General features: G+C 45.1%; 16 protein-coding genes and 1 pseudogene. 15 read left to right on the forward strand and 2 right to left on the reverse strand.

The features are described 5' to 3' along the window. Positions 1-13: 13 nt before the first annotated feature. The 13 genes from T546_RS0110900 (at position 14) to T546_RS0110960 (ending at position 14,538) form a co-directional block, all read left to right on the forward strand. Entirely contained in the window at positions 14-1,195 is a 1,182-nt protein-coding gene (locus tag T546_RS0110900; protein WP_026891642.1) for an acetyl-CoA C-acetyltransferase, read from the forward strand. A gap of 36 nt (positions 1,196-1,231) precedes the next feature. Beyond that, a complete protein-coding gene (locus T546_RS0110905; protein ID WP_026891643.1) occupies positions 1,232-2,008 on the forward strand; it encodes an enoyl-CoA hydratase-related protein in 777 nt (258 codons plus the stop codon). A 47-nt stretch (positions 2,009-2,055) separates the two neighbouring features. Further along, positions 2,056-2,895, forward strand: coding sequence for a 3-hydroxyacyl-CoA dehydrogenase family protein (locus T546_RS0110910; RefSeq protein WP_026891644.1), 840 nt, complete (start codon positions 2,056-2,058; stop codon positions 2,893-2,895). A gap of 19 nt (positions 2,896-2,914) precedes the next feature. After that, on the forward strand, positions 2,915-4,207 hold the full coding sequence (larA, locus tag T546_RS0110915) for a nickel-dependent lactate racemase (RefSeq protein WP_026891645.1): 1,293 nt from the start codon (positions 2,915-2,917) through the stop codon (positions 4,205-4,207). Between the two features lie 33 nt (positions 4,208-4,240). Beyond that, on the forward strand, positions 4,241-5,659 hold the full coding sequence (locus tag T546_RS0110920) for an FAD-binding oxidoreductase (protein ID WP_026891646.1): 1,419 nt from the start codon (positions 4,241-4,243) through the stop codon (positions 5,657-5,659). A gap of 38 nt (positions 5,660-5,697) precedes the next feature. Beyond that, complete coding sequence (locus T546_RS0110925; protein ID WP_026891647.1) at positions 5,698-6,834, forward strand: acyl-CoA dehydrogenase family protein; 1,137 nt, start codon at positions 5,698-5,700, stop codon at positions 6,832-6,834. Between the two features lie 17 nt (positions 6,835-6,851). After that, entirely contained in the window at positions 6,852-7,628 is a 777-nt protein-coding gene (locus T546_RS0110930; RefSeq protein WP_026891648.1) for an electron transfer flavoprotein subunit beta/FixA family protein, read from the forward strand. A gap of 12 nt (positions 7,629-7,640) precedes the next feature. Next, a complete protein-coding gene (locus T546_RS0110935; RefSeq protein WP_026891649.1) occupies positions 7,641-8,624 on the forward strand; it encodes an electron transfer flavoprotein subunit alpha/FixB family protein in 984 nt (327 codons plus the stop codon). Positions 8,625-8,657: 33 nt separating this feature from the next. Next, positions 8,658-10,199 (forward strand): L-lactate permease, encoded by a 1,542-nt coding sequence (locus T546_RS0110940; protein WP_026891650.1) that lies wholly within the window; start codon positions 8,658-8,660, stop codon positions 10,197-10,199. A 17-nt stretch (positions 10,200-10,216) separates the two neighbouring features. After that, positions 10,217-11,005, forward strand: coding sequence for an electron transfer flavoprotein subunit beta/FixA family protein (locus tag T546_RS0110945; RefSeq protein WP_026891651.1), 789 nt, complete (start codon positions 10,217-10,219; stop codon positions 11,003-11,005). A gap of 11 nt (positions 11,006-11,016) precedes the next feature. Continuing rightward, a complete protein-coding gene (locus T546_RS0110950; protein ID WP_026891652.1) occupies positions 11,017-12,210 on the forward strand; it encodes an electron transfer flavoprotein subunit alpha in 1,194 nt (397 codons plus the stop codon). Positions 12,211-12,212: 2 nt separating this feature from the next. Next, positions 12,213-13,616 (forward strand): FAD-binding oxidoreductase, encoded by a 1,404-nt coding sequence (locus tag T546_RS0110955; RefSeq protein ID WP_026891653.1) that lies wholly within the window; start codon positions 12,213-12,215, stop codon positions 13,614-13,616. Between the two features lie 91 nt (positions 13,617-13,707). Further along, the gene (locus tag T546_RS0110960; RefSeq protein WP_051629761.1) at positions 13,708-14,538 is read left to right on the forward strand and encodes an alpha/beta hydrolase; all 831 of its coding nucleotides are present in this window, start codon (positions 13,708-13,710) and stop codon (positions 14,536-14,538) included. An 80-nt stretch (positions 14,539-14,618) separates the two neighbouring features. Here the strand turns inward: T546_RS0110960 and T546_RS0110965 are convergent, their stop codons facing one another. Beyond that, a complete protein-coding gene (locus T546_RS0110965) occupies positions 14,619-15,611 on the reverse strand; it encodes an NADH:flavin oxidoreductase (RefSeq protein ID WP_026891655.1) in 993 nt (330 codons plus the stop codon). Positions 15,612-15,729: 118 nt separating this feature from the next. Between T546_RS0110965 and T546_RS0110970 the strand changes: the two genes are divergently transcribed. Both T546_RS0110970 and T546_RS23375 read left to right on the forward strand, forming a co-directional pair. Further along, positions 15,730-16,080 carry a winged helix-turn-helix transcriptional regulator gene (locus T546_RS0110970; protein ID WP_051629763.1) on the forward strand — a complete coding sequence of 117 codons (351 nt, stop codon included), beginning with the start codon at positions 15,730-15,732 and terminating at the stop codon, positions 16,078-16,080. A 657-nt stretch (positions 16,081-16,737) separates the two neighbouring features. Beyond that, the gene (locus T546_RS23375) at positions 16,738-18,246 is read left to right on the forward strand and encodes a S8 family peptidase (RefSeq protein ID WP_034599016.1); all 1,509 of its coding nucleotides are present in this window, start codon (positions 16,738-16,740) and stop codon (positions 18,244-18,246) included. A 466-nt stretch (positions 18,247-18,712) separates the two neighbouring features. Here T546_RS23375 and T546_RS25925 read toward each other — a convergent pair. Then, a pseudogene (locus T546_RS25925) lies at positions 18,713-18,873 on the reverse strand (IS256 family transposase); the annotation flags it as partial.

Genomic DNA, 18,873 nt, shown 5'->3' on the forward strand with positions numbered 1-18,873 from the left:
AGGAGGTCTAATGATGGGGGAAAAGGTTGTTTTAGCTGGTGCATGCCGTACGGCAATCGGATCAATGGGAGGAGCTTTAAGTACAGTTTCTCCAAAGGATTTGGGGGCGGCAGTGATTCAGGCTGCATTAAAACGGGCAGGGGTCCCGGCGGAGCAGGTTGACTTTGTATATATGGGGTGTGTCATCCAGGCAGGCCTTGGGCAAAACGTTGCCAGGCAGGCTTCCTTAGAAGCAGGCATTCCCGTGGAAACTCCAGCCGTAACCGTCAATGTGGTCTGCGGTTCCGGATTAAACTGCGTCAACCTGGCGGCAGAAATGGTTTTAAGCGGAGATGCTGATATCGTGGTAGCCGGGGGAACCGAAAATATGTCCATGGCTCCCTATCTGTTAAAAGATGCCCGTTATGGTTACCGTATGAATCACGGTCAGATTGTGGATGCCATGATTAACGATGCCCTATGGGATTCGACAAACGATTATCATATGGGAGTAACGGCTGAAAATGTAGCAGAGCAGTGGGGCCTTACAAGAGAAGAGCTGGACCGCTTTTCAGCCTCCAGCCAGCAAAAAGCTTGTGCCGCACAGGAATCCGGTCGGTTCGATGATGAAATCGTACCCATAGAAATCAAAAAAAGAAAAGAAATCATTGTTTTTGATAAAGACGAAGGTCCCAGACCCGGAACTACCTGGGAAGGTATTTCAAAGCTGAAACCAGCCTTTAAAAAGGAGGGAATCGTGACAGCAGCCAACTCCTCCAGCATAAACGATGGAGCTGCGGCCATTGTAGTCATGAGTGAGAAAAAGGCAAAGGAGCTTGGGGTCAAACCTATGGCATTCTGGGAAGCCGGTACCCTGGCAGGCGTAGCTCCTGAAATCATGGGAGTCGGCCCGGTAGCTGCCACGAAAAAGCTGTTAAAAAAGACGAATCATACCGTAGAAGATTTTGATCTCATTGAAGCCAATGAGGCATTTGCAGCCCAGTCTCTGGCTGTAGCACGTGATTTAAACCTTGATATGTCTAAAGTCAATGTTAATGGCGGAGCCATTGCCTTAGGTCATCCCGTGGGAGCCTCTGGCTGTCGTATCCTGGTGACCTTACTCCATGAGATGGAGAAGCGAGATGCGAAAAGAGGGCTTGCCACCCTTTGCATTGGAGGCGGTATGGGCTGTGCCACCATAGTGGAGCGAGAGTAAATTCGTTACGATTAAAATGGAAAGAGGGGTCAGCTTATGAAGTTTGTTACATACGAAGTGGAAGGCCAGACAGGATTGATTACCATTAACCGTCCCGATGCACTCAATGCCTTAAACAGTCAGGTCCTTGAGGAACTGGATCACATACTGGATGAAATAGATCAAAGCTCAGTAAGGGCACTGATTTTAACAGGGGCCGGGGAGAAATCCTTTGTGGCAGGAGCGGACATCGGAGAGATGAGCTCTTTCTCAAAGGAAGAAGGAGAGGCCTTTGGAAAGAGAGGAAACGATATTTTTAAACGCCTGGAAACCTTTCCGATCCCCATAATAGCGGCTGTCAATGGCTTTGCCCTTGGAGGTGGCTGTGAGCTCTCCTTAAGCTGTGACATCAGAATCTGTTCGGAAAATGCCGTATTCGGTCAGCCGGAAGCAGGTCTTGGAATCACTCCGGGTTTTGGAGGCACTCAGAGACTGGCAAGAATCGTAGGGCCTGGAATGGCAAAGCAGATGATCTTTACTGCAAGAAATATTAAGGCAGAGGAAGCATACCGAATCGGTCTGGTCAATGCCATCTATCCCCAAAAAGAGCTTTTGGCCGAGGCAAAAAAAATGGCAAAGGGGATTGCAGACAATGCTCCCATAGCAGTGAGAAACTGTAAAAAGGCCATCAATGACGGTCTCCAGGTAGATATGGATCAGGCAGTGGTAATCGAAGAAAAGCTGTTTGGTGATTGTTTTGAAACCTACGACCAAAAAGAAGGAATGGGTGCATTTTTAGAAAAGCGGAAAGAGAAGAGATTCATGATGAAGTAAATCTATATAGAGTTGTAACGGTCACAAAGTTAGAAGGAGGTATTGGGATGAAAGTAGGAATTATCGGTGCAGGTACCATGGGCTCAGGAATTGCCCAGGCGTTTGCCCAGACAGAGGGCTATGAGGTTTATTTATGCGATATCAACGAGGAGTTCGCGGCAAATGGGAAAAAGAAAATTGCTAAGGGCCTGGAACGAAGAGTGTCAAAAGGTAAGATCACACAGGAAAGTGCGGATGAATTGCTTTCCAGAATTACAACAGGAGTGATAGGCATCTGTGTTGATTGTGATCTGGTGATCGAGGCAGCAATAGAAGATATGGCGGTGAAAAAACAGACATTCCAAAGGCTTCAGGAGATCTGTAAAGAGGAGTGTATGTTCGTAAGCAACACATCCTCCCTTTCCATTACAGAACTGGGAGCAGGTCTTGACCGTCCCGTAGCAGGTATGCATTTTTTTAACCCGGCTCCGGTAATGAAGCTGGTGGAGGTCATTGCCGGTCTCAATACACCCTCTGATATGGTGGAAGAGATCAAACGAATCGCAGCCGATATTGGAAAGGTTCCGGTACAGGTGGAGGAAGCCGCCGGGTTTGTGGTCAACCGTGTCTTGATCCCGATGATCAATGAAGGCATAGGAATTTACGCCGAGGGAGTCGCTGATCCGTCTGGAATTGACAGCGCCATGAAGCTGGGAGCCAATCACCCTATGGGGCCTCTGGAGCTGGGAGATTTAATTGGGCTTGATGTAGTCCTTGCCATTATGGAAGTCCTGCATTCAGAAACAGGAGATCCCAAATACCGTCCTCACCCCTTGCTGAAAAAAATGGTACGGGGCGGAAAGCTGGGACAAAAGACAGGAAGCGGATTTTATCAGTACGAAGGATAAGAAATAAGGAGGAAAACGTATGGCGACAGTTAATCTTCCCTTTGGAAGAGATAGAATCAGTGTAACCATCCCTGATAGCAGATTAAACGGGATTCTTCTGTCAGGTGCCCACAGCTATCACCCAGATGGCGGCGAGGAAGAGATTGTTCGAAATGCTATGGAAAACCCCATAGAATCCCCAAGGCTTAGAGAGCTTGTAAAGGGAAAGAAAAACATTGTCATGATTGCAAGCGACCACACCCGTCCGGTTCCAAGCCGGGTGATCATGCCTGGGGTCATGGCTGAAATCAAAGAAGGAAATCCAGAGGCAACTCTCACCATACTAATTGCCACGGGATTTCACAGGCCTACCACAAGGGAGGAACTCATTGATAAGTTTGGTGAGGCCATAGTGGAAAGAGATGATATCCGCTTTCTCGTTCATGAAAGCCAGAAGGATGAGGATATGGTTTTCATCGATACCCTTCCATCCGGCGGAAAGCTTTTGATTAACCGGGTTGCGGCAGAGGCAGACCTTTTGATTTCCGAGGGCTTTATCGAACCTCATTTCTTTGCAGGATTTTCGGGTGGCAGAAAGAGCGTACTGCCAGGAGTTTCAAGTGGCGTGACAGTTATGGCGAACCACTGCTCAGAATTCATTGACAGCCAATATGCAAGAACCGGAATCCTTGAGGGAAATCCTATACAAAAGGATATGATCTATGCCGCAGGCAAGGCAAATCTGGCATTTATCATCAATGTCGTGCTGGATGAGAATAAGAAGGTAATTAAGGCCTATGCAGGTCATTTTGATAAAGCTCATAGAGAAGGCTGCAAATTTGTAGACGCCTTATCAGGAGTGGATGCCCTACCCGGAGATATCGTTATTTCCACCAATGGGGGCTACCCCTTAGATCAGAATATCTACCAGTCGGTAAAAGGCATGACAGCAGCAGAAGCCACCTGCAAGCCAGGAGGCGTCATCATCATGGCAGCGAGCTGCAAGGACGGTCATGGGGGCCAGTCCCTTTACGATACCTTTGCAGGGGGAGCGGATAAGAATGAAATTATGAAGCGTTTTCTTTCCACTCCCAGAGATAAGACCGTACCGGACCAGTGGGAATCACAGATTCTTTGCAGAATTCTTTTAAAATATAAGGTCATCATGGTCACAGAGGCCCCCAGGGAAATGGTCCATGACATGCAGATGGATTATGCTGACACCGTGGAAGAAGCCATCTCCATGGCAGACGCTTATCTTGGAAGGTCTGACGGGACCATCACAGTGATCCCCGACGGAGTATCCGTAATCGTCAGAAATAAGGAACAATAAATAACCGTTAACCACCGCAAAGGAGGCAGAAAAATGGAAGATGTAACTTACAATCAGGTTACTCCCCAGTTAATACAGGAGCTTCAAGCAATCGTTCCTGGGAAGGTCCATGGAAAAGAAGAAATCAACGAGGACTATTTCCATGATGAGATGCCCATTTATGGAAAGGGAATCCCGGAAGTCGTGATTGAAGCCACCACCACGGAGGACATCGCAGCCATTGTTAAGCTGTGCTTTGAACACAACATTCCTGTGATTCCAAGAGGAGCAGGCACTGGTCTTACCGGGGCTGCCGTAGCTATTCATGGGGGAGTTCTTCTTGACATGAGTAAGATGAACAAGATTCTTGATTACGACGAGGAGAATTTTGTGGTCAGGGTCCAGCCTGGAGTGCTGTTAAATGACCTTGCTGAGGATGCAAAAAACAAAGGGCTTTTATATCCCCCGGATCCAGGAGAAAAATTTGCCACGTTAGGAGGCAATGTCTCCACCAATGCAGGTGGAATGAGAGCCGTAAAGTATGGCTGCACCAGAGACTATGTCAGGGCCATGACCGTAGTCCTTCCCACAGGAGAGATCATTCATCTGGGGGCATCGGTTTCCAAGACCTCCACCGGCTACAGCTTAATTAATCTGATGATCGGTTCCGAAGGAACTCTGGGCATCATAACCGAACTGACGCTAAAAGTAATCTCGGCTCCCAAGGAGACCATAAGCCTGATTGTTCCTTTTGAAAATCTGGAGGACTGTATTGGCGCCGTACCAAAGATATTCCGGGCAGGCTTAAAGCCTCAGGCACTGGAGTTTATGGAAAAAGAAATCGTCCTGTCTTCCGAGCGGTATCTGGGGAAACACGTATTTCCAACAGAAGTGGAGGGCGTGGATATCGGTGCATACTTACTCATTACCTTTGACGGTGACAGGGCAGATCTTTTAGAAGAGCTTTCCGAACAGGCAGCAGAGGTGGTATTGGAAGAGGGGGCAGTAGATGTTCTGGTGGCAGATACCCCTATAAAGAAAAAGGAAGCCTGGGAAGCCAGAAGTACTTTCCTGGAAGCCATTGAAGCAGAAACAAAGCTTCTGGATGAATGTGACGTGGTGGTTCCGGTCAACCAGATTCCATCCTATCTCTCTTATGTCAAATCATTGGAAGATGGGTACGATTTTACCATTAAGAGCTTTGGTCACGCAGGAGATGGAAACTTACATATCTATACCTGTGCCAATGAGATGGATGAGGCTGAGTTTAAAAAGCAGGTAGCAGAATTCATGGATCTGATCTATAAAAAGGCAGCCGAATGCGGCGGAATGATTTCCGGTGAGCACGGCATTGGTCACGGCAAGATGGAGTATCTGGCAGCGTTTGCAGGAGAGACCAGCATGCGTTTGATGAGGGGAATCAAGGAAGTGTTTGATCCTAAGATGATCTTAAATCCAGGAAAAATCTGTTAAAAGCGATAAACATAAATGAATGTCCAGGAGGCGAAAAAATGGCATATTTGATATCAGAAGAGGCACAGGATTTATTGCAGGATGTGAAGAATTTCTGCGAAAAGGAAGTAAAGGAACCGTGTAAGGAATTTGACGTTTCAGGAGAGTGGCCCAAAGAAATTTATGAAAAAGCCTTTGAACAGGGGTATCAGGCCCTGGAGGTTCCGGAGGAATACGGGGGACCTGGTTTAAGCCGTGTGGATGTGGCAGCTCTTATTGAGCAGATGGCAATTGCAGATGCTGGCTTTGCCACCACCATTTCCGCCAGCGGCCTTGCTCTTAAACCGGTCTTGATTGCAGGGAGTGAAGCCCAGAAAGAGCGGGTATGTGAGTTGGTATTAGAAGGCGGCCTTGGCGCATTCTGTCTCACTGAACCGGGGGCAGGCTCTGATGCAGGCGCCGGTAAGACAACGGCAGTAAAGGATGGAGATTCCTATGTTTTAAACGGCAGAAAATGTTTTATCACCAATGGCGGAGTTGCCGCATTTTACTGCGTGACAGCCATGACAGATAAGACAAAAGGCGTAAAGGGTATGTCCATGTTTCTCATTGAAGCAGGAACGCCGGGACTTAGTACAGGGAAAGAAGAAAATAAGATGGGAATCAGAACCTCTAACACCTGTGATGTAGTTCTGGAAGATGTAAGGATACCGGCTTCTAACTTGATCGGTGAAGAAGGAAAAGGCTTTTCCATAGCCATGAAGACCCTGGATCAGGCCCGTACCTGGATGGGATGCATTGCAGCAGGGATTGCACAAAGAGGCATTGATGAAGCAATCTCTTATGGAAAAGAACGAATCCAGTTCGGCAATCCAGTCATCAAGAACCAGGGGCTCCAGTTTAAGGTGGCAGATATGCAGATCAAGACCGAAACAGCCCGTCAGATGGTAGCCCATGCCCTTACCAGAATGGACCTTGGCCTTACCTATACCATGGAATCCGCCATTGCCAAATGCTATGCCTCAGACATTGCCATGGAAGTTGCCTCAGAAGCCATCCAGATCTTTGGTGGGTATGGATACAGCCGGGAATATCCCGTAGAAAAGCTTCTAAGAGACGCCAAAATATTTCAGATCTTTGAGGGAACCAATGAGATCCAGCGAATCGTCATAGCCAACAATATCATCGGCAGATAAAAAGGAGGGAGCCAAGGATGGAACTATTAGTTTGTATCAAACAGGTGCCCGATGATTCTGTGGAAATCTCTCTTGATCCGGTTTCCAAAACGCCTGCCCTACAAGGGGTAACACCAGTGGTGAATGCCTTTGACACCTATGCTCTTGAAATGGCCGCAAGGCTGAAAGAAGCCCATGGAGGAGAAATCACCGTGGTTTCCATTGGAGGGGAGGACGTCAAAAATTCCCTGAAGAACTGTCTGGCCGTAGGTGCCGATAACGCCTATCTGGTAAAGGAGGAGGCTGCTTTCAGTCATGATCCCGCAGGCATTGCAAAAACCTTAAAAAAGGCAATTGGAGAGATAGAAAAGGATAGAGGGAAACCCTTTGACCTTATTTTCTGCGGAAAAGAATCCACGGACTATGCCTCCAGCCAGGTGGGACTTTTTCTTGGGGAGGAGAGTTCTCTGCCTGTGGCTGCCAATGTTATATCTGTGGAGCCAGTAGAGGGTGGAATCAAGCTAAAACAGGAAACAGAGGAAGGCTATCGGGTGATGGAGGCGGCCCTGCCTTGTGTGGTTACGATTCAAAAGCCCAACTATGACCCAAGGTATCCTACCATCAAAAGTAAGATGGCTGCCAGAAAAAAGGAGATAACGGAATTATCGCCAATAGAAAACTTAGAAAGCCAGTTTAAGGTGCTTCAGATTCTGGAGCCGCCAAAGCGGGCAGCCGGAGTGAAAATAAAAGGTGACAATATCCAGGAAGCAGTTACTGAGGCCATGTCAGTGATGACAAAGGCCAGGATTTTTTAGGAGGAGAAAGAAATGAGTGTTTCAGGTGGAAAGAATATCATGGTTTATGTAGAAACCGTTTCTCAATCTCCAGTCAGTGGCGCCCTGGAGGTGCTTTCAAAGGCCCATAAGCTGGCAGCAGACCGGGGGGAAAAGGTCATTGCTGTACTTATCGGCATGGATTTAGAGGAAGCAGCCCGCACCTCCATTCTGGCTGGTGCAGATCAGGCAATTATGGTCAAAAGGGAAACCTACGACATGGAGGTGTTCGGAGAAGTTCTGACAAAGCTGGCAGAAAAATACCGTCCGTCTTTGATTCTGTCAGCAGGAACCCTTGCAGGAAAGGACATAATGCCAATGGTCGCCTGTCGGCTTCATACCGGATGTGCGGTGGATGTCATGGATATCACAGAAACGGATGGTCAGCTGGTCTTTACCTGTCCGGTTTATGGGGGGACCGTTCTAAATCAGCTGATAATAACAGGAACGCCTGCCATTGGAGTCGTCAGATCCGGGGCATTTGCAAAGGAGCTTATCTCTGAAAGAACCGGTGAGATTTTGGAGGAAAAGGTAGAAACGGAAGATACCAACCGGTTAAAAATCATAGATGTGGTGAAAGAAATGGCAGAGGCCGTGAATCTGGAAGAGGCAGAGGTCATTGTATCCGGCGGAAGAGGAATGGGAAGCCTGGAGAATTTTAAACTGGTGGAACAGCTTGCAGAGGCCTGTCATGGCGTTGTGGGGGCAACGAGACCGGCCATTGAAGCAGAGTGGGTTCCCCGTTCCCATCAGGTGGGGCAGTCCGGAAAAATCGTAGCGCCAAAGCTATACATTGCCTGCGGTATCTCAGGAGCCACCCAGCATGTTTCGGGCATGATTGGTTCCGGGTATATCGTAGCTATCAATAAAGATGAGGATGCGCCTGTTTTTGACATTGCAGACGTAGGGATTGTGGGGGATGCAGTTAAGGTAATTCCCCTTCTCATAGAGGAGATTAAAAGGATTTCGTCACGGTAAGGTGAATCTTGAAGGTGTATGGAGGGGTCGGTTATGAATGGTATTATCTTTCTTCTTGCGTTATCACCTATTTTATGGCTTATGACAGCACTGAGTCTGTTAAAGCTTCCGGCATTTAAGGCATGTCCCATTGCCCTTGCCATTGCAGTTATTTTGTCCCTGACCTACTGGAAGATGCCGGCCTGGGACTGCTTTACCGCAGGGGCCGAGGGGGTGGCCCTTGCCCTTTGGCCCATTAGTCTTGTTATCCTTGCAGCTATTTTTACATATAACCTTTGCATTGATACAGGAAGCATGGATGTCATTAAAGAGATTCTTGCGGGAGTATCCAGAGATAAACGGATTCTGCTCCTGATTATCGGCTGGTGCTTTGGCGGCTTTATGGAAGGCATGGCTGGCTTTGGGACCGCAATTGCCATACCGGCAAGTATGTTATGCGGCATGGGCTTTCCGCCCATCGCAGTCACCGTAGCCTGCCTGGTAGCCAATGCTTCACCCACGGCCTTTGGTTCCGTAGGAATACCCACGGTCACCGTAGCTCAGATCGCTGGACTTCCAGCAGGAGAAGTAGCCTTTGCCACAGCCCTGCAATTATTTCCTTTTATGATCCTTGCTCCATTTCTAATGGTATGTATCATCGGGAATTCGGTAAAGGCATTAAAAGGAGTCTGGCCGGTAGCTCTGGTTGCAGGCGTTTCTTTTGCAGTACCCAATCTCCTTGCAGCCCGTTTTCTGGGAGCAGAGCTTCCGGTCATCATCGGCTCGATTTGTTCCCTGGCTGTCACCATCGGTGTTTCAAAGAAATGGTATCAGAATCCTGACCCTGAGTACTTGATTGAAGGAAGTACACCGAACAGGGAAAAGAAAATAACCTTAAAGGAAGCGGGAAAGGCCTGGATGCCTTTTATCTTAATCTTTGTATTTCTCCTTCTGACCTCTAAGATGGTGCCGTCCATCAACCGGGTACTCTCCGGTGTAAAGACCTCTGTTCCTATTTATTCCGGAGAAGGAGGAAAGCCCTATACCTTTGTCTGGCTTGCCACTCCAGGTGTCTTAATCGGGGCAGCGGCAGTGATCGGAGGTAAGATACAGGGGGCAGATTTTAACAGCATGAAGAAGGTATTTATCAGTACGATAAAGCAAATGTGGAAAACCATCCTGACCATTGTAACCATAATGGCCATGTCCAAAATCATGGGATACAGCGGTATGATCGCCGCCATTGCAGGAACCATGCTGGCACTCATGGGAAGCTTATATCCTCTGACAGCTCCCCTGGTAGGTGCCCTTGGGGCTTATGTAACAGGAAGCGGAACGTCCTCCAGCGTCCTTTTTGGAAGCCTCCAGGCCCAGACAGCTTCTAACCTTGGAATCAGCCAGGTGTGGCTGGTATCGGCAAGCACCGTAGGCGCCACCATTGGAAAAATGATTGCTCCTCAAAGCATAGCCATCGGCGCTGCTGCGGCCAATCTGTTAGGCAGTGAAAGCAAAGTGTTAAATAAAGCAGTAAAATACAGTGCTGTCTTTATTGTAATTGCCGGGTGTATCGCATTTTTTGGAAACTGGATTTACTAGGAAAGGAAGTAAAAAACATGAAGATTCTAGTTTGTATCAAACAGGTACCTGACAGCAATAAGGTAGAGGTGGATCCTGTTACCGGGGTATTAAAAAGGGACGGTGCAGCCTCCAAGATGAATCCTTATGATCTCTATGCCATTGAAACGGCACTTCGGATCAAAGAAAAAACAGGGGGAGTGGTTGACGTCATTTCCATGGGGCCGCCTCAGGCCATGCAGGTAATTAGAGAGGCATTCTCCATGGGAGCAGACCATGGAACCCTTTTATCTGACCGGAGATTTGGCGGAGCCGATGTTCTTGCCACCAGCTATACCCTGTCACAGGGCATAAGGGCCATGGGAGAGTACGATTTGATCCTCTGCGGCAAGCAGACCACGGACGGAGACACCGCACAGGTAGGGCCGGAGATATCAGAATGGCTGAATATACCCAGTGTATCCAATGTGGTAAGCATCAGGTCTCTGGAAGAGGATGGAATCACGGTGGATATGGATCTTCCAGGTGAAGTAGAGGTAGCAAAGGTAAAATTCCCCTGCCTGTTAGCCCTGGATAAGGATATCTTTCAGCCGAGACTTCCCTCCTATGTGAAAAAGTCAGAGACAAAGGACCGGGAGATCCGGGTCCTTACCCTGGATGATATGAAGGATCAGGATGAAATGAATTACGGCCTTAACGGCTCTCCAACACAGGTACAGAAGATATTTCCTCCAGAAACCAACGACAAAAAGGAAGTCTGGGAAGAATCAGGAGACGTGCTTGCCAGGAAACTGTTTGACAAAATTGTGGAACTGAAGTTCGTATAGGAGGGAATGACATGGCAAGATTAGTCGTACATCAGGAAAGAATTCCTGACAATCAGGAACTGATAAAGATCTGTCCCTTTGGGGCATTGGAAGAGCAGGACGGAAACGTAGTGGTCAATGCCGCCTGTAAGATGTGCCGTCTCTGCGTGAAAAGGGGACCTGCAGGTGCCGTCGAGTACGTGGAAGATGAAAAGAAGCCAGAGATAAACAAAGAGGAATGGAAGGGAATTGCAGTTTACGCAGACCATGTGGACGGTGTCATTCACCCCGTTACCTTTGAGCTCATTGGTAAGGCGAAAGAAATGGCAGCCGTTACCGGACAGGAAGTATCGGTCCTGTTTATGGGAAAGGATATCCGGGAAAAGAGTGAGGAAATCCTTCATTATGGCGCTGATAAGGTCTATGTATACGATAAGGAAGAGCTGGAGCGTTTCAAAATTGAGCCGTATACAGAAGTCTTTGAAGATTTTATAAGGAGGAATAAGCCCTCCTCAATCCTGGTAGGGGCCACCACTGTAGGCCGCCAGCTGGCACCGAGGGTGGCTGCCAGAATGAAAACAGGACTTACGGCAGACTGTACTATTTTGGAAATGAATGAGAATTCAGATTTATCCCAGATCCGGCCTGCCTTTGGAGGAAACATCATGGCTCATATTAAAACTCCCAACCATCGTCCCCAGATTGCTACCGTAAGATATAAAATCATGAATGCCCCGGCTCGTTCCGATTCCAAATCGGGAGAAATTGTAACCTGCGACATTCCGAAGGAAAACCTTTTAAGCCATGTGGAAGTCCTTGATATTCTACCAAAAGAGAAGGAGTCCTTCATAGAGAATTCCGATGTTCTCATCGTTGCCGGACGAGGAGTAAAAAAGGAAGAGGATTTAAGTATGCTAAACGAACTGGCAGACCTTCTTGGCGGACAGGTGGCATGCACCAGACCCATGGCAGAATCCGGCTGGCTGGATGCAAAGTATCAGATTGGATTGAGCGGACGTACGGTGAGACCAAAGCTCATTATCACCTGCGGAGTTTCAGGAGCCATTCAGTTCGTGGCAGGTATGAATCATTCGGATACCATCTTTGCCATTAACAACGATCCCAAAGCGCCTATCTTTAAATCGGCTCATTACTGTCTGGTAGGCGACCTTTACGAAATTCTTCCTAAGCTGATTGCAAGGGTAAAAGAGAAGGAGGGAATGTAATCATGGGATATAAGAAAATAGATCAGGAAGATATTGCTTACATCAAAGGTATCATTTCCGATGAAGAACGTATTTTAATTGGGGATTTTATCAATGAAGAGTACAGTCACGATGAGTTAAGCGGCACCAGCAGCTACCCGGATATTGTAGTGAAGGCGAGATCAGCCGAGGAAATATCTGCGGTCATGAAATATGCCTATGAAAACCTCATACCAGTTACCCCAAGAGGTGCTGGTACCGGGCTTGTCGGCTCTTCCGTGGCAATGGAACACGGTATCATGATTGATACCACCTTGATGAACCAGGTGCTGGAGCTTGATGAGGGCAATCTAACCATAACTGTGGAACCGGGCGTGCTTCTTATGGAGCTTTCCGCTTACGTGGAAGACCATGACTTATTTTACCCCCCGGACCCAGGCGAAAAGTCTGCTACCATTGGAGGCAATATCAGCACCAATGCAGGAGGCATGCGAGCCGTAAAATACGGAGTGACCCGTGATTATGTAAGAGGTCTGGAAGTGGTTCTCCCTAATGGAGAGATTACGGAGTTTGGAGGTAAGGTGGTAAAAAACAGCTCCGGATATGCTCTTAAGGATTTGATGGTTGGCTCAGAGGGAACCCTTGGCTTTATTACAAAAGCCACCTTAAAGCTGATTCCCCGTCCGAAGATGGTCATCAGTCTTTTAATCCCCTTCCCGACCCTGGAGCAGGCAATTAATACGGTTCCCTTAATTGTCAAGGCAAAGACCATTCCAACCGCCATAGAATTTATGCAGAGAGAAGTCATCATCGATGCAGAGGAGTATCTAGGAAAAGCATTCCCGGATAAGCAGTCTGACGCCTATCTTCTCCTTAAGTTTGACGGCAATACCCAGGAAGAAATCGAAAAGGCCTATGACAGCGTTGCAAAGCTCTGTCTGGAGCAGGGAGCCCTTGATGTTCTTATCTCCGACACCGAGGAACGGGAGGAATCCATCTGGAAAGCCAGAGGTGCCTTCTTAGAAGCAATCAAAGGCTCAACCACCTACATGGATGAGGTGGATATGGTAGTTCCAAGAAGCCTGGTCAATGAAATGGTGACCTACTTACACAGCCTTCAGGAAGAGTTTGATCTAAGAATCAAGAGCTTCGGTCATGCGGGAGACGGAAATCTTCATGCCTATTTGCTTAAGGACGATTTAAGCGATGAGGAATGGGAGAAACGGATGAGCGGAGCAATGGAAAAGGTGTATGAAAAAGCAAGAAGCCTTGGAGGCCAGGTATCCGGGGAACACGGAATTGGGTTTGCTAAGAAGCCATATTTGAAAGAATCCCTGCCTGAGGTGAACCTAACTCTCATGAACGGCATTAAAAAAGTATTTGACCCCAATAACATATTAAATCCACATAAGGTTGCTCAGATGTAATCTTGTCACCTTCCCCTTCCTGTAGTATGATGAGGATAACAGATCGCTGTGTCTGTACCATCAATTATACTTACATGGAAGGGGATTTGCTATGAAGAGAGAAGATATCAAAAAAGAGGAAATGATGGTTGTCTCTGGGGACGGGACAAGGCTGAGATTTCGAAAAGATGTAGTGGAAGATCCAAGGGCCTTGATTGTGATTGCCCATGGATTGTGTGAGCATTTAAACCGGTACGATTATTTTACGGAAAAGCTCAATGAAAATGGATACAGTGTTTACCGGTATGACCAAAGAGGGCATGGGAAGTCCGAAGGCAAGAAGGTTTACTTCAGTGATTATAATGAGATGCCAGAAGATTTGGCTGCAATCGTGGCAATTGCCAAAGGGGAAAGCAATGGAAAAAAGGTATTTCTGTTCGGACACAGTATGGGAGGAGAGACTGTTACTCTCTATGGGACAAAGTATCCTGGGACTGTGGATGGAATCATAACATCTGGTGCACTGACCCATTATAACCATCCGGTTATGGGAGATACCTTTCCCATAGAAGCGCCGGAAGGCACCTATGTGCCCAATGAACTGGGAGATGGAGTATGCAGCGATATAGGCGTCATCGAAGCATATGCCAATGATCCTCTGGTGGAAAAGCAGATCAGTACCGGACTTATCAATCAGATTTATGCAGGGGTGCAATGGTTAAAAGAGCATAAAAATAATTTCTCTGATCCTGTGTTGATTCTTCATGGAGCGGATGACGGACTGGTTTCAGCCAAGGATTCTCTTGACTTCTATGAAGGAATTGGTTCCAAAGATAAAAGTCTAAGAGTCTATGCAAATCTGTACCATGAGATATTAAATGAGCCGTCAAAGAATGAGATTATTGCTGATATCCTGTTATGGTTAGGGAAGCATAAGGGATAAGAGAAAGAACCATACCATATAAAAAGACCGGACTAAGCCAATACACGCAGTCCGGTCTTTTTGAAAATACAATTCATTATTTATTCCATTGCTTTTTCTGCCCACTTGGAATCCTTAAAAATAGCCCTTCCTATACCAATGAAATCTGCCTTCCCCTCTTCCAACAAATGTTCCGCATCTTTTACATCCGTCACACCACCAGTTAAAATAAGAGGGATTGATATTTCTTTTTTTATTGCTAAAGTTGCATCTGCAAACCACCCTGGTTCATTTGTATCTTTTCGAATAAAACCATTATAACCACCTGAAATATCTAACAGGTCAATCCCTGCTTCCTGAAATTTTTTAGATGCATATACTCCATCTTCAATGGTGCTGCCGCCTTCCATGTAGTCACTGGCGCCAAGGCGAAGAGATAACAGGAAATCATCTCCTACAACCTCTCTGATTGCCCTGATGATTTCTAAATGGATTTTAATTCTTCCATCGATTGTTCCACCATATTCATCCAAACGTTTATTGCCAAGAGGGGAATAGAATTGATTCAATAAGTATCCATGAGCAGAATGTATCTGAACACCATCATAGCCAGCCTCTTTTACTCTTTTTGCTGCATCGGCAAACGATTTTACTACCCTACGAATATCGTTTTGGTCCATCTCGTGAGGAATAAGTTTTGTTTTTGCTGAAAACCCTACATTGATGATTGGGCTTGCACTGATTGGTTCGTATCCAGTTAAATCTTGAGATGCTGAACTTCCAGCATGATTGATCTGAGCTATGACCTTACTTCCATTCTTATGGATCACATCTGCTATTTTTTTTAGTCCTGCCACATCTTCATCTCTTGATATGGATACTTGACCTTCACTGGCCATACCGTCTTTGCTTACATAATGATGCTCTGTAATAATTAATCCTATATAACCACCTTTTGACTTTTCATCATAGTAATCGATCAGTTGGCCTGTTACGTCGCCATTTGCTGCTTTTGATGTCGCCATTGGAGGCATTACAAGTCGATTTGAAATTGTAACCGACTTTATGGTGATTGATTTGTTTAATAAATTCATAATTACCCCTTTCTTTCATTGTGTATTTTCTATCTTTACTTTATAATAACTTAAGTGTGACATTTAAAACAGTATGCACTTTTTAGTGAGATACTATCTAAAAGGAGAGTGCCAATAAATGAATGATTTAAAGAATCATGAATGTAAGCAAGAGGAAGATATAGATTCAGAACCCTTTGAATACACCTTATCCCTCATAGGCGGGAAATGGAAACTCCATATCTTGTTTTGGCTTTTGAGAAAAGACATCATGCGATACAGTGAGTTAAAAAAAGCACTTAACGGAATTACTCACAAAATGCTAAGTAATCAGTTAAAAGAATTAGAAGCAGACGCTCTTATCATCCGTCACGAATATCCACAGGTTCCACCAAAGGTTGAATATTATCTTTCAGAACGTGGGAAATCATTAATGCCCGCCCTTCATGAATTATGTGTATGGGGTGGGAAGCATATAAATGACAAATAATGATGCATATTTTTGGGTTTAGATAATTTAGGTTCTGGTTCACATGGTTAGAGAAAGTTGTTCTTACCATTGGAATAGTAATAGGTAAAATAACAATTTTTCAGGCTGGATCATATGCAACTGTCTTAAGTAATTGATAAGTGTATCAGATGATTTTAATATTTATTATATATTCATATTTAAAATAATAAATGATGTGATAAAAGCAGGCTGGCTAATATAGCAGTCTGTTTTTATTTAGAGGTAAATTATCCTAAGCCATCACGCAATGTGGTGGCTTTTTTTATATCCAAATTCAAAAAAAGAAAGGGAAAAAAATCTTCGATTTTTAAAGAGATAAGAGTCCAGAAATTTTATGGACATGCAGCTATTCGGGAATCTGATTTGGAACCGATATCAACAGGTTCAAGCTAAAAAGCTGAGATGAACCAATGAATCAAACAGTACAGAGGCACCAGGGTACTTAGGTAGATCATCAAACTCAGCCAGCACATCCGCTTTTTAAATAACATATTATGTCCATTAGAAGGAGGAATTAGAGATAAGATAGACCCCAAGCTGCTGCTTTGGCAGCCTGAAATTTGACGCGGAAGAGAGCATGCACCAACTTGGCCTATCTTAAATATATTAATATTAAAAAATAAAAGGAGAATTATTATGGAATTATTTTATTGGAGCAATGAAAAGAAAATACCCTTAAAAAAATCCGATTTATATAGAGCATTTAAAGACAATGGTAATGTGGAAAGTAAAAACAAATCTTTTTCTTCTAACCTAAATTCAAATTTCACTGATTTAAAAAATGGTATCATTTTAGAAACGATAAGTGGCAGTAATGGGAATGAAACGAATTCATTTAAAAGCAAAAATCAAAGTGAAAATGATGATCTTCTGGTAGTGGAATCAGAAGATAAAACACCAATGATTCTAACAAATCAGTTTATTATCCAGTTCAAACCTGATGTAACAAGAGAAGAAATTGATATGATTAATAGCCTTAATAATGTCAGCGTTATTGAAAGTATTAAGGGGGAAGATAATACCTTCCTGGTGGAAACCGCAGAAGGTAACGCAGAAAATGCACTGGATCTGGCAAATACCTATCATAACGATGATAAGGTAATATTTGCACAACCAAATTTTGTCCGGTTGATGAAACCTATGGCATCATTAAGTAACGATCCGGATGTAAAGAAGCAGTGGGCTATTAAAAATACCGGACAAACCGGAGGAATTGCAGGAGAAGACATCAAAGTTTTAGATGCATGGGATATAACTACAGGAAGTGATGATATTATCATTGCTATCGTAGATGAAGGTGTTGATTACACCCATGAAGACTTAAATGTAGGAGATAAACTGGTAACCGGATATGATGCCTGTTACAAGCGTGATGATCCCAATCCATTGACTGCCGATGCCCATGGAACCGCTTGTGCAGGGATAGCGGCTGCAAAAAGTAATAACAACAAAGGAATCGCCGGTGTGGCTCCGGATTGTAAACTGATGGGAATCAGAATAGCCTATGGAGCTGGTACGGCATGGGTTACTGATGATGCAAAAATTGCAGATGGAATTGTAACAGCTGTGGACCGGGGAGCCGATGTTCTTAGTAACAGCTGGGGAGGCGGAAGTAAAAGCCAGACAATTATAAATGCAATCAATTATGCGAAACAGAAGGGCCGAAATGGAAAAGGCTGCGTTGTTTGCTTTGCCGCTGGTAATGATAATGGTAAAGTTTCTTTCCCCGGTAATCTGGATAATGTTATCACGGTTGCAGCATGTAACGAGTATGGTGAAAGAAAAAGTAAGACAAGTAAAGACGGCGAATATTGGTGGGGCAGTAACTATGGTCCTCAGGTTGATGTGGCTGCCCCAGGTGTTCACATTTACACAACTGATATTATGAATAAGGCAGGCTATGGCTCTGGTAATTATGAAGATGGGTTTAACGGTACTTCTGCTGCGACCCCACATGTTGCAGGAGTTGCTGCACTTGTGCTTTCCGTTGCTCCAGAACTAAAAGCCAGTGAAGTAGAAGAAATAATCAAAAATTCTGCAGATGACATTAATGCGAAAGGTTTTGATAATTATACCGGTTATGGAAGAGTAAATGCATTTAAGGCTGTTTCAAAAGCACTTGAAATTGTTAATGCAAAAAAATAGTTTATATACTATATCAGAGCCTGAAGTTTGCCAAAATACGAAATGAGGTCGTCACACTGGGAATGGATAATATGCAGTAAAAGGATTTTCTAATCAACAGCTTTTGGTAAGATATGGACAATCTGAGTTGTCCTTCGAACTGTATCTTTTATCTGCTGTCATTCAGTCAGACATGACCAATATAATGAATAATCGCCTATCTCATGATTTTGATGGGATAGGCGATTGTTTTAATTGTTAATTGCAATAATTTTTAATCCTTTGTCTTCCTGGGAATTAAACCAGATGTCTCCGAGACCGTTTCAAAGTCCGTGTAAACTCCAAAAACTGATATAAAATATTGATTGTTATTTATGGGCAAGGCCATTTTTCATTGGTTCTTGCCCATGCTTGTATTATAAAACTGTTTTTGGGGTTGTCAAGTAAAACTCCCCTTTGGCAGTCTTAATACCTCGCTCTTTGATTTTTAAGATAACCTTTCTTCAAAGAAGATCTCCAACTGGGAATGAATCTGACCCCAATCCTGTCGGTGACCCGTCCATTTTTTTGTGATATCCATAGTTGCCAGATACAGCATTTTTAGCAGGCTGTCATCTGTGGGGAATACCGTTTTACTTTTAGTGACCT

Source organism: [Clostridium] aerotolerans DSM 5434 (genome assembly GCF_000687555.1).
Taxonomy (GTDB): domain Bacteria; phylum Bacillota; class Clostridia; order Lachnospirales; family Lachnospiraceae; genus Lacrimispora; species Lacrimispora aerotolerans.